At 49.9% G+C, this 15,103-nt stretch carries 11 protein-coding genes and 1 pseudogene; 1 reads left to right on the top strand and 11 read right to left on the bottom strand.

The genetic code is table 11. The features are described from left to right. Window positions 1-179: 179 nt before the first annotated feature. Window positions 180-2,054 (top strand): FAD-binding protein, encoded by a 1,875-nt coding sequence (locus MCG46_RS07165; RefSeq protein WP_240278899.1) that lies wholly within the window; start codon window positions 180-182, stop codon window positions 2,052-2,054. A gap of 120 nt (window positions 2,055-2,174) precedes the next feature. Here MCG46_RS07165 and MCG46_RS07160 read toward each other — a convergent pair whose 3' ends face one another. The 11 genes and pseudogenes from MCG46_RS07160 to MCG46_RS07110 all read right to left on the bottom strand — a co-directional run bounded on the left by MCG46_RS07160 (window position 2,175) and on the right by MCG46_RS07110 (window position 15,095). Next, window positions 2,175-3,422, bottom strand: a complete 1,248-nt coding sequence (locus tag MCG46_RS07160) for a S41 family peptidase (RefSeq protein WP_240278897.1) — start codon at window positions 3,420-3,422, stop codon at window positions 2,175-2,177. 145 nt (window positions 3,423-3,567) lie between these two features. Next, window positions 3,568-4,467: a LysR family transcriptional regulator gene (locus MCG46_RS07155; RefSeq protein WP_240278895.1), complete on the bottom strand. Its 900-nt coding sequence runs from the start codon at window positions 4,465-4,467 to the stop codon at window positions 3,568-3,570. A gap of 63 nt (window positions 4,468-4,530) precedes the next feature. Beyond that, the gene (locus tag MCG46_RS07150) at window positions 4,531-6,558 is read right to left on the bottom strand and encodes an FAD-dependent oxidoreductase (RefSeq protein ID WP_240278893.1); all 2,028 of its coding nucleotides are present in this window, start codon (window positions 6,556-6,558) and stop codon (window positions 4,531-4,533) included. A gap of 561 nt (window positions 6,559-7,119) precedes the next feature. Continuing rightward, entirely contained in the window at window positions 7,120-8,133 is a 1,014-nt protein-coding gene (gene galE, locus MCG46_RS07145) for a UDP-glucose 4-epimerase GalE (protein WP_240278891.1), read from the bottom strand. Window positions 8,134-8,184: 51 nt separating this feature from the next. After that, window positions 8,185-9,231 carry an RIP metalloprotease RseP gene (rseP, locus tag MCG46_RS07140; RefSeq protein ID WP_020223125.1) on the bottom strand — a complete coding sequence of 349 codons (1,047 nt, stop codon included), beginning with the start codon at window positions 9,229-9,231 and terminating at the stop codon, window positions 8,185-8,187. A gap of 3 nt (window positions 9,232-9,234) precedes the next feature. Next, window positions 9,235-10,389, bottom strand: a complete 1,155-nt coding sequence (locus MCG46_RS07135; RefSeq protein WP_240278889.1) for a 1-deoxy-D-xylulose-5-phosphate reductoisomerase — start codon at window positions 10,387-10,389, stop codon at window positions 9,235-9,237. A 1-nt stretch (window position 10,390) separates the two neighbouring features. Continuing rightward, complete coding sequence (locus MCG46_RS07130) at window positions 10,391-11,155, bottom strand: phosphatidate cytidylyltransferase (RefSeq protein ID WP_240278887.1); 765 nt, start codon at window positions 11,153-11,155, stop codon at window positions 10,391-10,393. Then, window positions 11,152-11,853 carry an isoprenyl transferase gene (locus MCG46_RS07125; protein ID WP_020223122.1) on the bottom strand — a complete coding sequence of 234 codons (702 nt, stop codon included), beginning with the start codon at window positions 11,851-11,853 and terminating at the stop codon, window positions 11,152-11,154. Before MCG46_RS07125 ends, MCG46_RS07130 begins: the two co-directional genes overlap by 4 nt. 47 nt (window positions 11,854-11,900) lie before the next feature. Beyond that, a pseudogene (gene frr, locus MCG46_RS07120) lies at window positions 11,901-12,450 on the bottom strand (ribosome recycling factor). Between the two features lie 17 nt (window positions 12,451-12,467). Continuing rightward, window positions 12,468-13,169: a UMP kinase gene (pyrH, locus tag MCG46_RS07115; RefSeq protein WP_020223120.1), complete on the bottom strand. Its 702-nt coding sequence runs from the start codon at window positions 13,167-13,169 to the stop codon at window positions 12,468-12,470. A 339-nt stretch (window positions 13,170-13,508) separates the two neighbouring features. Next, window positions 13,509-15,095, bottom strand: a complete 1,587-nt coding sequence (locus tag MCG46_RS07110; RefSeq protein ID WP_240278885.1) for a carbohydrate-binding domain-containing protein — start codon at window positions 15,093-15,095, stop codon at window positions 13,509-13,511. Window positions 15,096-15,103: the final 8 nt, after the last annotated feature.

The following is a 15,103-nucleotide window of genomic DNA, read 5'->3' as shown; positions in this document are numbered from 1 at the left end:
TCATCACCGAATTAATTATCATGCAATCATCAACGAATGTCAAATTTTGTCGTCTCTTTCGTCAACATTTCTCACTTACTAATTTACTATCGTAAACTAATGTGATAAGATGTTCACAGATATCTTATTTTACCAAGGTAAATATTTTATCTAAATAAACTTTTAGGAAAGGAGAACTTATGAGTTACAAAAAAGGAATCTCACGTCGTGATTTTATCAAAGGTGCTGCTGCCAGTGCCTTTGGTGTTGCGGCTGCAGGGCTTTTGGCCGGATGCAGCAGCGAATCCACGACTCCCTCTGCCACACCTGATGCTCCAACCGCTTCTGCCCCAGCCGGACGAATCACCGGTTATTCTGGACCCGGCGACTGGTTAGGTGAAGCTCCGGTCATTACCGATTACGCTGAAGAAATCGATGTCGATGTCGTGGTGGTCGGCGGCGGACATGCCGGCGTACAGGCTGCCTTGGCCGCTGCGGAGTCCGGAATGAAAGTCGCCGTGCTGGAACGGATGGAAGAAGATATGTTCACCTGGTATGGCGAAGATATTGGAGCGTTCAACTCCAAGCTCCAGCAGGAAATTGGTTTTGGCACCTATGATCTGGGCGAGGTCGTCAATGAATTTGTCACCCGCTCCGGCGGACGCTGCTTCCCGGCCATTGTCAAATCGTATGTTCACAATTCAGGACCGACACTGGATCATATGCTGGAGGTCGCCAAAGAAATGGGCGTTGATCCAAAAGCCTACACCTATGATAATACGCCGGATGGCTGGCTGATCATGCAGGCCAATATGGATTATGCCAAAATTCAAGCAGGAAAAGATCTGTACGATTGCCTGCGGTATGACTACCCGATGACTCCAGGCACCAAGACATGGGCGGCGACCGCGCAGTTTATGGGACAGTACAATGATCAGCCAATTCAGGGCGTTGCGGCCAACTCCGTTCTGCCGCTGATCAATCAGGCCTGTATCGACAAAGCTGTACAGCTGGGAGCGCAGTGGTACTATGGTACCGAAGCCGTGGTGCTGCTGCAAAATGAAAGTAAAGAGATCATTGGACTGGCCGGCAAAGCCAGCGATGGCCGCTACATCAAGTACAACACCACCAAAGGTGTCATTCTGTGCGGTGGAGATTACGCAGGCAATGCCGACATGTGCTGGGCGCTGCTCAACGAATATATGGAACGTTTTGAACGCGCCGGCGGCGAACAGCCGGACTTCTTCTCCTTCATGGGCGGACGCAAGGGCGAAGCCGTCAAAATGGGCTGCTGGGCCGGCGGAATGATTGAGCCAGCACCGCGCGGAAGCATGCTTTTGGGTGGTGGACCGAGCGGACCTTGGGGCTGCAATGCGATGCTGTGGCTTAACAGCGAAGGTGAACGTTTCACCAATGAGGGCAATCTCTCCGCTGCGCAGACGGCCTGTGCCCGTCAGCCGGAAGGGACGCTGTGTTTGGTCACCGACAAGAAGTGGCTCAAGTCCGTTTGTGCTTCCGGTCTGGAACATGGCGGGCCGAATGCCGGACGGCCGCAGTATTACATAGATCTGATCAACGATATGGACGCTTTAATCAGCGGACCGGAAGGCGGCACTGTTCGCGGCTGCACCGTTGCGGAGCGAATGGAATCCACGGTCATCAAAGCTGATTCTTTGGAAGAACTGGCGGAGTATCTGGGGTACAGCGGCGAAGCAAAAGAAGCCTTCCTGGCTTCGATTGAAGCTTACAACCAGCTGTGCTATGCCGGAAAAGACACCGATTTTGGTAAAGATGCTTCCTGTATGATTCCGGTGGATGAAGCCCCATTCTACGCTGTCAAGAGCGCTAAGAATGACAAACCGACGCCGATGATGGTGACGATGTCCGGACTGGTTACTGATAAACGACAGAATGTGCTGGACATGAGCGGAAAGAAGATCAAAGGTCTTTACGCAGCCGGCAACTGCCTGGGCGGACGCTATGGATTAGGCTATTCTACGCCTTGCGCAGGCAATTCCATCGGCATGGCGGTAACGCATGGCCGGCTGGCAGGTCAGTTCATCAGCGAAGAATAATGACTTACGACGGATAAGTTTGCTTGTCCGCCGTTTTTTTATAAGAAAAAGCCGCAGGCACAGCGTTCTCTGCTTTGTCTTCGGCTTTTTAATTGTCTTATTAAACTGTCCAATCAGGAATTAAACTGTTTTCGCTGCTTCCATCAAAAGATCTTCATCCCATTCCTGCGGTGTCCAGGCTAGCTCGATGTCGCAACGAACTCCCCGTGGCTGATCCTTGTTCCAGGCCTTGCGGCGGCTGATCGGATAGTCCAGCTGAAACTGATCATCAAACACAACTGAAATCAGATTGCAGGTCTGATATCGTCCGCTGCTCATCCTGCCAACAAGCGTACAGCGAGCGGATTGAGAAGCCAGCTCTGCCAGTTCTTCTGCAGCACCGGCAGTCAGAAAATCAAGAATTACAACGGTTCTGCGCTCTGCGTTAACGGGATGGATCAATTCTTCCTCATCCACTCCCCAATCCGCCTCTGTTTCCAGAATCCATCCCAGACCGGCTTTGGCTTTGAGTTCTTCAATCATTTCGCTGATCATCGGTTCCAGCTGCGGATCTGATTTCATCGCTTCCAGCTGTTTGATGCGCCGGCGGCAGTTCTTCTCAGTATAATGGGTCAGAAGTCCCTGTCCCTCCATCACTTCCGCGATCGACATCGGATGATCAAGGATATATGGCAGCAGACAAAGCATCGAAGATTCCCAACCTTCCTCGCAGCGTCGCAAATCCAGAATCACTTTCTGAGCCTCTGCCAGCGCAGTCTGATGCGCCTCCACCAAAGCTTCCAGGGTTTCGTCAATCCGTTCAATCCGCAATACCGCACAGCCTTCTTCTATCGCAAATGTATTCGTTTTCACAATTTCCCTTTTTGGAAATCGCCGTAATGTCACTTCATGAATCTGGCCGTTTCGCCGCACCGATATCCGATCCGCCATCTTTAAAAAGCCGGTCCAGAGCTGACGTTCCTTTTCTTCCGCGTAAAAGATTTTCTTATTCAGCGTTTCGGTATAAAAGCTCAGCGGCTGACCGTTAATCGCAACAATTTCATCCTTTGGCTGCAGCCGGTCTTCTTCCCTGACCTCGCTGATCGTCAGCACTGCGCCTGTCCGACGGGTGAAAAAGCCATTAGTAAAGGGTTGATAATCAGAATTTGGACGGCGCTGAAAGCGCAGATTGCGGTCTGTCGTCTCTGCCAGATATTGATTGACCTGTCGGAAAAATAAATCCTCATTCAGTGTCTTCTGCATAAACGCCGTGCCTATCGTATGGACGTAAGGCCGCGGATCATGATGATCCTGACACATCACAAAGCCGGCGTAATCTTCTTTTAGAGTATGGACAATTTCCTGAAATAATTGATCATATCGGGGCATAAAACTCCTCCTTTAAACACCGGCTTCATTGTATCACAGTCCGCGGAAGCCAACAAGGTTTACTATAGTAAATTATTTAGGAAGCCGTTTTTCTGCTCTCTGACCTTCTGATTTTTATATTCTAGGTCATCGTGTCTTTTGATCTTCAGCGAAGCTCTTTCGCCAAAGACTCCGAATCCACAAAAAGACACCGCATCAATTCCTGCTTTAACCGCAGAATTTCCTTATTCTTTCTCTGCTTGGAATGGATCAACAGATTGATCTGACAGGTGGTATTCGGTCCGGCAACAGGGATAATCCGATAGCCGACAACTGTTTTTTTGAAATAGGAGAGATTGTTGGAAATACCGATTGTATTCTTATCCTGACAGGCGATCAGGGTCGCGGTTAAATTCACAGTATTCAATACGATATCCGGTTTAAAACCCTGTGCCAGACAGGCCTGCATAAGAATGTCATAATTGCGGAAATAGCGGTTGACCGTAATGATTTTTTGGCCTTGCAAATCCGCGATGGATAACATATCACGCTCGGCCAGCGGATGATGGTCATCCACGATCGCTGCCAGAGATCCCTGAAGCAGCATTGTGGAATCAAAGCGCTGTTCATCAACCGGACCGAAGGTCACCGCAATGTCCAGCTCACCGCTTTCCAGCTTTTCTTCACAATAGGAATCCCAGGCGTCGATCATGATGACATCGCTATGGTTAGTCAGAAATTGATCCAGCCTGCGATGAAAGTCAGGAAACGGAATATCCACACCCATCGCGATGCCGATATGAAACAGCTTATTTTTGCGGCGCTGAATTTGGCCGAGTGAAAGCTGCAGGTTTTCCCATTCACCGACGATCAGTTTTGCGCTCCGGTAAAGTTCCTCTCCATATTCTGTCAGTTTTGCCGCAAAACGATTTTTTTCGAACAGCGGGCAGCCCAGCTCGGTTTCCAAATTTTTTAATGACTTTGAAAGTCCCTGATAGGAAATAAACAGTTCATTGGCCGCCTTGGATAAGCTTTTTGCTTCTGCCACTTTAATAAAATATTTCAACTCGTTAATATTCATAAGTCTATTGTAAATGAAAACGGCGCTCGTTGAAAGCACCGTTTATTGTTATTCCCCGCAGGCTGTGACAGCTGCATTTCTAGCCATGTGAATGGAATTGCCGATCGCCAGACCGCAGCTTGGATAAACATTGGCAAAAACACCGGTTAAAGCAACTTCTCCAGCTGCATACAAACCAGAAATCGGTTTGTTATCCTGATTCAGAACACGGCCCTGAGCGTCGATCACTAGGCCGCCGAAAGTCGCTGCCGCAACTGGATAGCGAGCAAAAGCATAATACGTATCACCTTCTACAGGAATCATCCAGTCCGCAGGCTTTGCAAAGTCTTCATCCGTTCCCTTGGCACACAAATCGTTATAGCGCTCAACAGTAGCTTTCAAAACTGATGGATCCACTTTGATCAGTGTAGCGAGTTCTTCTAAACTTGACGCTTTGACGGCATTTTCCAAAGTGACACCGTATTGAACCGTTGGATATGGTTCAGCGCATACGCCGTCCTTAGTCGCTGTAATATAATAATTCACCGCGCTGTTTTCACGCTTAAAAGCTTCGGCAGAAACCGATTGATAACTGTGTTCGTTAGCCAGCCGCTTCCCCTGCATATCCACAACTAGGCCGGAAGCTGTGCTGCCGGTTTCACCGGTATTGAAATCGACATATTGCAACTGAAGACCGTTGGAATCAAAGATCTGAGCGCCGATTTCACCCGCCATCGTCAATCCATCTCCGGTACTGCTCGCAGCGGAATTGAAGATCGGATTAAACGATGCAAAGCGTGCTGTCATTTCCGGGTTGGAACCATAGCCGCCGGTTGTCAGAATCACCGAATGCGCATGAATCGTTACAGTTTCTCCGCTCTGATTAACAGCCTGAACGCCGATGACTTGACCCTGTTCATCGGTTAAAAGCGCTTCAGCACGAGTTTCCAAAAGCAGTGTGCCGCCCTTTTCCAGCATGGATTTCGTTAACGGCACGGTAATCCCGCCGCCGATCCCGGAAGCGATTTCGTTTTTCGGGCTGGTCAGATGCAGCCGATTAGGCGTCAATGTCGGCTGTGCGGTTGTCACATAAGTGACCTGGACGCCTTGATCAGCCAGATAATCTAAATCTTCCGCAATATGCTCAGCATAGTCCTGAATCATTTCCGCATTCAGCAGCTGATCTTCATCATAGCTCATTAAAAACTGATTGAGATCCTCCGCGCTGTCTTCAACACCATTGGCCTTCTGCGCCGTCGTTCCTGCCGCAAAGATATTCCCTCCGCTTTGAACTGTCGAGCCGCCGGTAATTCCCATCTTTTCGACCAACAGTACGGTTTTGCCTTCATCCAAGGCGGTATTGGCCGCTGTTAATCCGGCAGCTCCACCGCCGATAACTGCGATATCCACTGTATATTCCGCCTCTGTCGGATTTGCCTTCGGTGCCGCTTCACTCATCGCGGTTTCACTCGCTCCGGCCTGGGTCAGACAGTCGCGGACCCCCGCTTTGATCGCGGATGATGTTACGGTCGCTGCCGAGACATTATCCACGTTCAGTGTTTGATGTTCAACGATTCGCTGCGGCAGCACCTCAACCGGTGTCATTACGGAACCATATCCGATCCCATAGGTTTCCGTATGACTGATGATTTTTACCTCCAGGATAGAAGTTGAATCCACAGTTGTTTCCACAGTCATTTCACCATTATGACCGGCGACGACAGCACTGTAGGTACCCTCTGTCATCGCCGTTGTGCTCTCAGTTTCTCCTTTTTTCTTGCCGATGGCCTGCTTCACCGCAGATAAGATGGCTTTGGACGTCATTGTTGCTCCAGCGCAGACATCGACGTCGGCACTGTTGGCTGCGACAATTTTCTCCGGCAGTTCCTCAACTGCCCGAGATCCTACACCTTCAGTTTCATCAGGTGCTACCACTGCCACGGATGTCATCTTGTCGGCTTTGAATGTGACTTTGGCGGTTACCGTTCCGCCGTACCCCTGTGCTGAGCCCTCAAAGGTTTCTTCTTGGACTGAAGAACAGGCCGTGACGGACAGAATCATCAATAAAGCTAAAAGACTGGTTGTTATTTTTTTCATTTTCCTTCCCTCCAAAGACATGATAACATTTTCACATTGCATTCTCCATCAACAGAAAGTTCAATTTTTTTAACCTTTCGATGAACTTGTCCTTCCTTTGTGACGTTCCTCTTAATCTATTCTGCCTTTCATCAGCTATAAAAAAGTATATCCAGTAAGATTGTTTTCATTTAGAGACAAGGACTCTGCCTTTGCATAGAACTTTACCAACAAGAAAGCGATGTAGCTCGCGAAAGCTATATCACGATGAAATGCATCCATTGTGGACATGAGGAAAATATCCCAGATTTTGTATATGGTGAAGAAGCTGACTTTTTAAAAGAGATTGGAGAAAGTGATCCTCCTTGTTTCCAATGTTCCAAATGTCATCGTGATACTTTATATCGTAAAAAATGAATTAATTTACTTAGGTACCCTTTCTAACATCTTAATATTTCTAATCCTTACTTGCTGGTTTTTATTGTGCCTTTTTGGCACTTTTTCTCTTCTCGGCTCTTTAGAGTACTTTCCCAGTTAACAAAAAAAGCAGCCTGTTCACGACTGCTTTCCTCGTTTAGTTGGTTATTCAGTAATCCCGTCCGGATTCTGCTGCTGGAAATACCAGGAATCCTGGCACATTTCATCAATGCCGTACTGGGCACTCCAGCCCAGCAGCTTTTTAGCTTTGACTGTATCCGCATAGCAGGTAGCGATATCGCCTGGCCGGCGCGGCATGATCTTATATGGAATTTCCTTACCGCTGGCTTTGGCAAAGGCATCCTTGACCTGCAGCACAGAATAGCCGTGACCGGTTCCCAGATTGACTGCTTCCACTCCTTTGTTTTTCAGAACATATTCAACAGCCTTGATGTGCCCTAACGCCAGATCGACGACGTGGATGTAGTCGCGCACGCCGGTACCATCGACCGTATTGTAGTCATTGCCCCAAACCCGCAAAAATTCGCGCTTGCCGGTGGCAACCTGAGCGATGTACGGCACAAGGTTGTTCGGAATGCCGTTTGGCGTTTCTCCCAACAGCCCGCTCTTATGCGCGCCGATCGGATTGAAGTAGCGCAGCAGCATGATGCTCCAGTCCGTATCGGAAACGAAGACATCGCTTAAAATCCGTTCGATCATCAGCTTTGTTGAACCGTAAGGATTCGTTGTCGATAACGGAAAATCCTCTGTGATCGGTACCTTATGCGGATCACCGTAGACTGTGGCGCTGGAAGAGAACACGATCTTCTTGCAGTTGTGTTCCTTCATGACCTCACACAGAATCAGCGTGCCGGTTAAGTTGTTGTGATAATAGGTCAAAGGGATCGTTACCGATTCCCCGACCGCTTTCAATCCGGCAAAGTGAATGACCGCTTTGATCTCATTTTCTTCAAAAACCTTTTCCACCGCCGCTTTATCCAGCAAATCATTTTCATAAAAACGCGGCCGCTTTCCGGTGATCTTTTCAATCCGATCCACTACGCCTTTGCAGGAATTGACCAGGTTGTCGATAATGACAACATCATAACCTGCGTTGATCAGTTCCACTGTTGTGTGGCTGCCGATAAAACCGGTGCCGCCTGTGACTAAAATACTCATGCTGATTCCTCCTATTTGTTCTATGTCTTCCTCGCCTTTGAGGAGATGGAGCTAAATAAACAACCGCATTAAATCCTGCCAGGTCACATACACCATTAAAAGCAGAACTAGGGCTACGCCGACCGCTGTAATTCCAGCCTCCAGCTTTTGGTTGAGCGGCTTGCCGATAATCATTTCCACAATCACCAGCAGAATTCGCCCGCCGTCCAAAATCGGCAGCGGAAGCAGATTGAACACGCCGACATTCAGCGATAACAGCGCGATCAATAAAATATAGTTCTGCAGCCCCAGACTGGCCTGCTGCTCCGTGACCTGATAAATGCCGACCGGACCGGACAGATCCTCAAATCCGATGCCCTTGACCAGACGGGTCAGAGCTGTGATGAGTTCCTTGACGGTCTGCCCCATATACTGAGCGCCGTAGTAACCGCTGTTGAGCAGTGTGGTTTTGACCTGCGTTGCCGGGGGGATTTTGATACCGACCAGCCACGATTGCTCCTGCTCGTCATACACTGGTGCTACCGTTTTTTCCAATGTTTCCCCGCCGCGCTTTAACGTATAGGTTACCGGATCGGTATTGTCCATCGAATACGTCAGAATCTCATAAAAGTTGGACGGCTTGACGACCGTACCGTCAGCGAAGACCACTTTCGTAATTACATCGCCTTCCGCAAAACCTGCGGCCTCCGCCGGTGAACCGGCGACCACGCCGCCGACAACCGCTTTGGGAGCAATGTTGTAGCTGCCGTTGATCAAAATGATCGAAGCGAAGATCAGCCAGGCCAGCACGAAGTTCATGATCACTCCGGCAAGCATGATGATGATCTGCTTCCAATGCGATACGCCTTTGATCGTCCGCTCACGCGGCACGCCTTCAAATTCGCTGCCTTCCTCGCCCGCCATCGCAACGTAGCCGCCGATTGGCAAAGCCCGCAGCGTGAATGTCGTTTCCTTGCCTTTATAGGACCATAGCTTAGGTCCCATCCCAATAGAAAATTCACCGCAGTAAACATGGAAACACTTGGCAGCGATCAGATGGCCGCATTCATGGACGATGATGATCACGGACAGCAGGATGATAAAATACAAAATTGCCATTGCTTAGGCTCCTTTCAGATGTGATTTCACAAACTCACGGGCCTGATGATCTGCCTCGAAAATCGCATCCAGGGACGGAGAATCCGTGAAAGCGAGAGTTCGGCAGGCGTCGATCACCAGCTCCTCAATGTCTAAAAATGAAATTTTCCCCTCACGGAATGCAGCGTTGGCTTCCTCGTTGGCGGCATTCATCACCGCCGGCATCGTTCCTTGTTTTCTTCCTGCTTCATAAGCTAACCCAAGCAAGGGATAGCGAGTAAAATCGGCTGGGGCAAAATGCAGTGTTCCGATCGCAGCCAGATCCAGTTGCTGGCTGTTGATTAACGGCAGACGTTCAGGATAGCTTAATGCATACTGAATCGGCAGCCGCATGTCCGCTGTGCCCAACTGGGCGATCACCGCATGATCCTGATATTCAACCAGCGAATGGATCACGCTTTCCTTATGAATCAGCACGTCAATGTGATCAAAATCCACATCAAACAGCCAATGCGCTTCGATGACTTCAAACCCCTTGTTCATCATCGTCGCGCTGTCAATCGTGATCTTGGCTCCCATCGACCAGTTTGGATGCGCTAAAGCCTGCTTCACCGTCACACCCTTTAACTGTTCACGGGTTAAATCCCGGAAGCTGCCGCCGGACGCGGTGATGATCAGACGCTGAAGCTGATCCCTGCGGTTTCCCTGCAGGCATTGGAAGATCGCGGAATGTTCGCTGTCAATCGGCAGCAGTGCTACCTGATGCTGACGGCAGGCCGCATTGACGAACGCTCCGGCAACCACCAGCGTTTCCTTATTGGCCAGCGCGATGTCATGTCCTGCTTCAATCGCCTTAAGCGTTGGCTTTAAGCCGACAAATCCGACTAAAGAGTTGACCAGCACATCGTAGTCATCCCGCTCGCTTAAACGAAGCAGTCCCGCCTCACCCCAAACCCATTCCAGATTTGGAAATTCGCGGGTCAGCGTCAGACAATCCGCTTCCTCCTGAACACAGACCGCTTTTAAGTGCGGCAGCTGTACAATTAGTTTTCGCAGCTGTGCCAGATTGCGCCCGGCACTGATAGAAGTAATTTGAAAAGCCTCCGGATGCGCCGTACAGACGTCCACGGTCTGCACCCCGATCGAACCAGTTACGCCCATTACACAACAACGTTTCATATTACACCACCATCGCTAAAATCAGCGTAAAATACAGCAAATTAAATAACAGACTGTCGATCCGGTCCAAAATCCCGCCGTGTCCCGGCAGAAAAGATCCAAAATCTTTGATACCGACATTTCGTTTAATCAGACTGAACGCCAGATCCCCCAGCTGTCCGACAATCGCCATCGTCGCTGCGCCAAACAGCGCGAGGCCGATCGACAGCTCCGGCAGCATGGTCAGCGCAAAGACAAACGCACCCAGCGTCCCGCACAGCCATCCGCCGATGGCGCCTTCCACCGTTTTCTTCGGGGAAATCCGTTCGATCAGCTTATGCTTACCAAAGAAATAACCGCAGAAATACGCACCTGTATCTGTCAGATAGGTGGCTAAAATCACATACATCATCAGCCATGAATTCTGAGCATAAATCGAAATAATCGAGCGAACCGCCATCGTAAAGATCGTCAGCATCGCAAAAACCAGCGTAATGTCGTTTAGATCCAGCTTGGGATCGGCAATCGCCGCGGCAAACAGCACCACCATCGTTAATGCCAAACCAGCCCCCAAGAACTGCGGACTGATCAAAGCCAAAGCGATCATCACGCCAATCATGGCGATCATGAGTAAATTCTTACGCGGCGTTTTCAGACAATGCGTAATTTCATACGCTCCGGTGACCAGGCAGAACAACATCAACAGATCGATCAGCGTTCCGCCTAAAATCAACGGCGGCAAAACGACCGCGATGATCAGCGCGGCGGTCAGGATACGCTGTTTCACTTGACGCCTCCAAACCGTCTGTCCCGCTGTTTAAACTGATCCAGACATTGCTTTAAAAGCTCTGGCGTGAAATCCGGCCAGGCTTCCTCCACAAAGATCATTTCCGCATACGCAATTTCCCAAAGCATAAAGTTGGAAATCCGATACTCCCCGCTGGTGCGGATCAAAAGATCCAGCGGCGGAAATTGTGCACCCATCAAGTAGTTTCCAAACTCCGCATCGCTGATCGAATCGCTGGCTTTGCCCTCCCGCACATCCTTGGCATAGGCCTGTGCCGCCAATACAATTTCCCGGCGGCCGCCGTAATTCATCGCAAAGTTCAGGATCATACCGGTATTTTCCCGCGTATCATCAATCGCAGCCTGAAGCACTTTTGCCGTATCTTTAGGAATCTGATCCATTTCCCCGATCATCGTGATCCGGATGTTCTTTTCCATCAGTTCCTTTAAAAAGCGTTTAAAGAAGACCGACGGCAGCTTCATCAGATAACTGACTTCTTCCTCCGGACGTTTCCAGTTCTCCGTCGAAAAAGCGAACACCGTCAGCACTTCTACGCCCAGATCATTCGCCGCAATCGCGATGTTGCGCACATTCTCAACGCCCTGGTAATGACCGGCGGTGCGGACCTTGCCCTGTTTTTTCGCCCAACGTCCGTTGCCGTCCATAATAATCGCTACATGTCTAATTTTTTCTTCCATACCGTCGCTCCTTATCAAAGAAGCTCACTTCAAGGTGAGCTTTGCCGTTACACTGTCATGATTTCTTTTTCTTTTTCAGCAGCGACGGCTTCGACCTTCTTAATCATTTCATCCGTCAGCTTCTGAATTTTTTCAAGGCATTCCTTTTCCGCATCTTCGGTCAGCGTTTCGTCTTTTTTTCGCAGCCTCGTTTGCATCCCGACGCAGATTACGGACCGCAATCTTCGCTTCTTCCGACAACTTGGAAACCTTCTTGCATAATTCTTTCCGGGTTTCCTCCGTTAAAGCCGGAACATTGATGCGGATGACGGAACCGTCATTCTGCGGATTCAGACCCAGATCGGACTTATTGATCGCATGCTCAATTGCTTTCAGCGAGCTGGAATCATACGGCTTAACGACCAGCTGACGGCCTTCGACAACCGTAATCGAGCTGATCTGGTTAATCGGCGTCGGACAGCCGTAGTAATCGGCTTCCACTCCGGCAAGCATGCCGGCATTGGCCCGTCCGGTGCGGATGGTTTCCAGATGTTCGCTGAAGGTGTCGATCGCTTTCTGCATTTTAGAGCGGCTGTTATCAAGTATTTCTTTCATCATCGTAAGGTTCCTCCTGTTTATTCTACGATTGTTCCAATGCTTTCGCCCATCACGGCGCGCTTGATATTGCCTTCCTGATTCATGTTGAAGACGATCAGGTCGATGTGATTATCCATACACATCGAAGTCGCGGTCGTATCCATGACCGCCAGGCCTTTTTGGATCAGATCCATATACGTTAACCGGTCATATTTTACCGCGTTTGGATCTAATTTAGGATCTGCGGAATAGACGCCGTCGACGCCGTTTTTGGCCATCAGAATGACGTCCGCTTTGATCTCCGAAGCTCTTAATGCCGCCGTCGTATCCGTTGAGAAGAACGGGCTTCCGGTACCGGCGCCAAAGATCACAACCCGGCCTTTTTCCAGATGCCGGATCGCGCGGCGGGCAATGAACGGCTCCGCGACCTTATTCATTTCAATCGCCGTCTGAACACGGGTCGGAACATTGATCTGTTCCAGCGAGCTTTGAATTGCCAATGCATTGATGACTGTGGCAAGCATGCCCATATAATCGGCCTGAACACGCTCAATTCCCATTTTTTCCGCCATTTTGCCGCGGATGAAGTTGCCGCCGCCGACCACAATCGCAATTTCGACGCCCAGATCCTGAATTTCCTTGATCTGGCTGGCCAGTGATTTCAGAATTTCAGGGTCAAAATTGGTTCCTTGTCCGGACAGAGCTTCTCCGCTGAGTTTGAGCAGGATGCGCTTGTACATAGTTATCTCTCCTTTTTCATCAGAAACGAATTCTGTGACTGCTTCTTTTTCAGACGTTATTTTATCATATTCGCCCGTGTTTTCCTAGGGTCTGACACCAAGTTCATCAAATTTAAAGAATCTGACACCCGCATAAAAGTGTATGTCGTACCGATCAGCTTTCCGACCTTTTTCATCCCGCAAAGTTTCTCACTTTCTTTTATTGTAGGCGATTTCCAACGGATTGAAAAGGACAACGCTGAATTTGTTGACAATCTTTTTAATTTGTCGCCTCCGCTGCCTTCCATTTCATCCGGACTTTGCTTTGAATACGGAAAAGACGGCTGACGCCGCCTTTGATCACTCAGCTTCTTCCAGCCGCCGGATTCCGGAGAACATTGAGATACCGGACTGGAGGGAGAAAACCGAATTCACTTCCCCAGGTTCTTCATTGAAGGCACCCTGATCTTGTCTATCCTGTATCGGCCGATCACCTTCCTCCGGCTTTTTCAGATTGGCCGGAGGTTGATGATCACGCTCCGCTTGTTCATCAGGCTGCGGACGTTCTCCCTGTGGACGGCCGTCTTCAGCCGTACCTGTTTGCGGATTTTCTTCTTTACCAAACGCTCCGCCCTGCGGACGCATTCCCATGCCCAGGGTTGTCTGCGAATAGCCAAGCGCATGGAGTTCATCGGTTGACTGCACAGAAGTGACAAGTCCGCCGAGATCCTCTCCCTTCACGCTTGAAGTCTGCGCCAGCGTATACTCCTGAGCGTCCAGCTGCGGTGAGGAATAGATTAAAATTGTATAAGTATTCGGTGCATTCAGACCGACAGCCGGCTGTCCATCGTTGTCTGCCAACACCAGCCAGTCCGCTGCCGTCAGAGTTTGAGCAAAGCTGAAGACCGCGACATTCTGCGTTGAAGCTTCGTCGATTTCATCAAACATATTGCCCGTTGCCAGCACAGTGCCGCCGTGAATCACAATCCCGTTGTCGGAATCCAGTCCGCTGTCCATGCTTGTTGGATTGGCCGAGGCAAGAACCGTACCGCCGTTGATGACGATCCAGCCATTGGAGTCAATCCCATCGCCTTCTTCGCCAGCTCCGGCATCGCAGCGCACCGTTCCGTCATTGATCGTGATGACGGAAATGCCGTCTTCATTGGCATTAAGACTATCATCCGCGGAATGAATGAACCAGTTTCCGCCGTTAATTGTCATATGCATCGCCGTTTCAATGCCTTCATTGCTGGCCTCAACGTTCAGGATTCCATTGCCTTCCGTTTCACCGTCAAGGTTCATCGAGACTTTGGACTCGATCGCACCGTCGTATTTATGCAGCTTCTTCGTTGTGCCTTCTTGGTATATTTTCGCAACATAGGCACCCTTCACGTAGTTTTCCGTGTTGTCGGCAACGATCAGGTTAAACCCTGCCGCCTGGGTATTCACCTCGCTTTGAGCCTGTTCGTCCGCACACTCATAAGCATGATAGACAATGATCGCCGGGGCGACCGTGCAGGTTATCTCCGCCTGATCCAGAATCAAGGTGACCACAGCAGCGGGATCGTTGTCGGCATCTTCACCCAGATCAACCGCGATCTGTCCTTGACTGAGTGTACCGCTGATCCGATAGGTTCCCGGCTCGCGGATTGTGATCACCGAATGCGCCGCCGCTTCCTCGGCAGGATGTTCATCCGCAGGGCTGCCTTCGCCATACGCTGTCCCCTGATCCGCTTCATAATAGACGATGTCATGGGACAACGTGACCGCACCGGTGCCGGTGATCGCCTGTCCATCTACCCGAATTTCTTGATCGCTAAGTGTAATGGACACGGCCTCTTCAGCGGTCTGGACGGGGGAAGTGGAAGGTGTTGAGGTCGGGGCTGTACTGCACCCGCTCAGAATCAGACACAGGCTGAATAGTGCTGGAAAAGAATGATGTTTCATAATTCACC

Origin of the sequence: Holdemania massiliensis (assembly GCF_022440805.1) — a bacterium.
Taxonomy (GTDB): domain Bacteria; phylum Bacillota_I; class Bacilli_A; order Erysipelotrichales; family Erysipelotrichaceae; genus Holdemania; species Holdemania massiliensis_A.
This window is presented reverse-complemented; position numbering and strand designations above follow the sequence as displayed.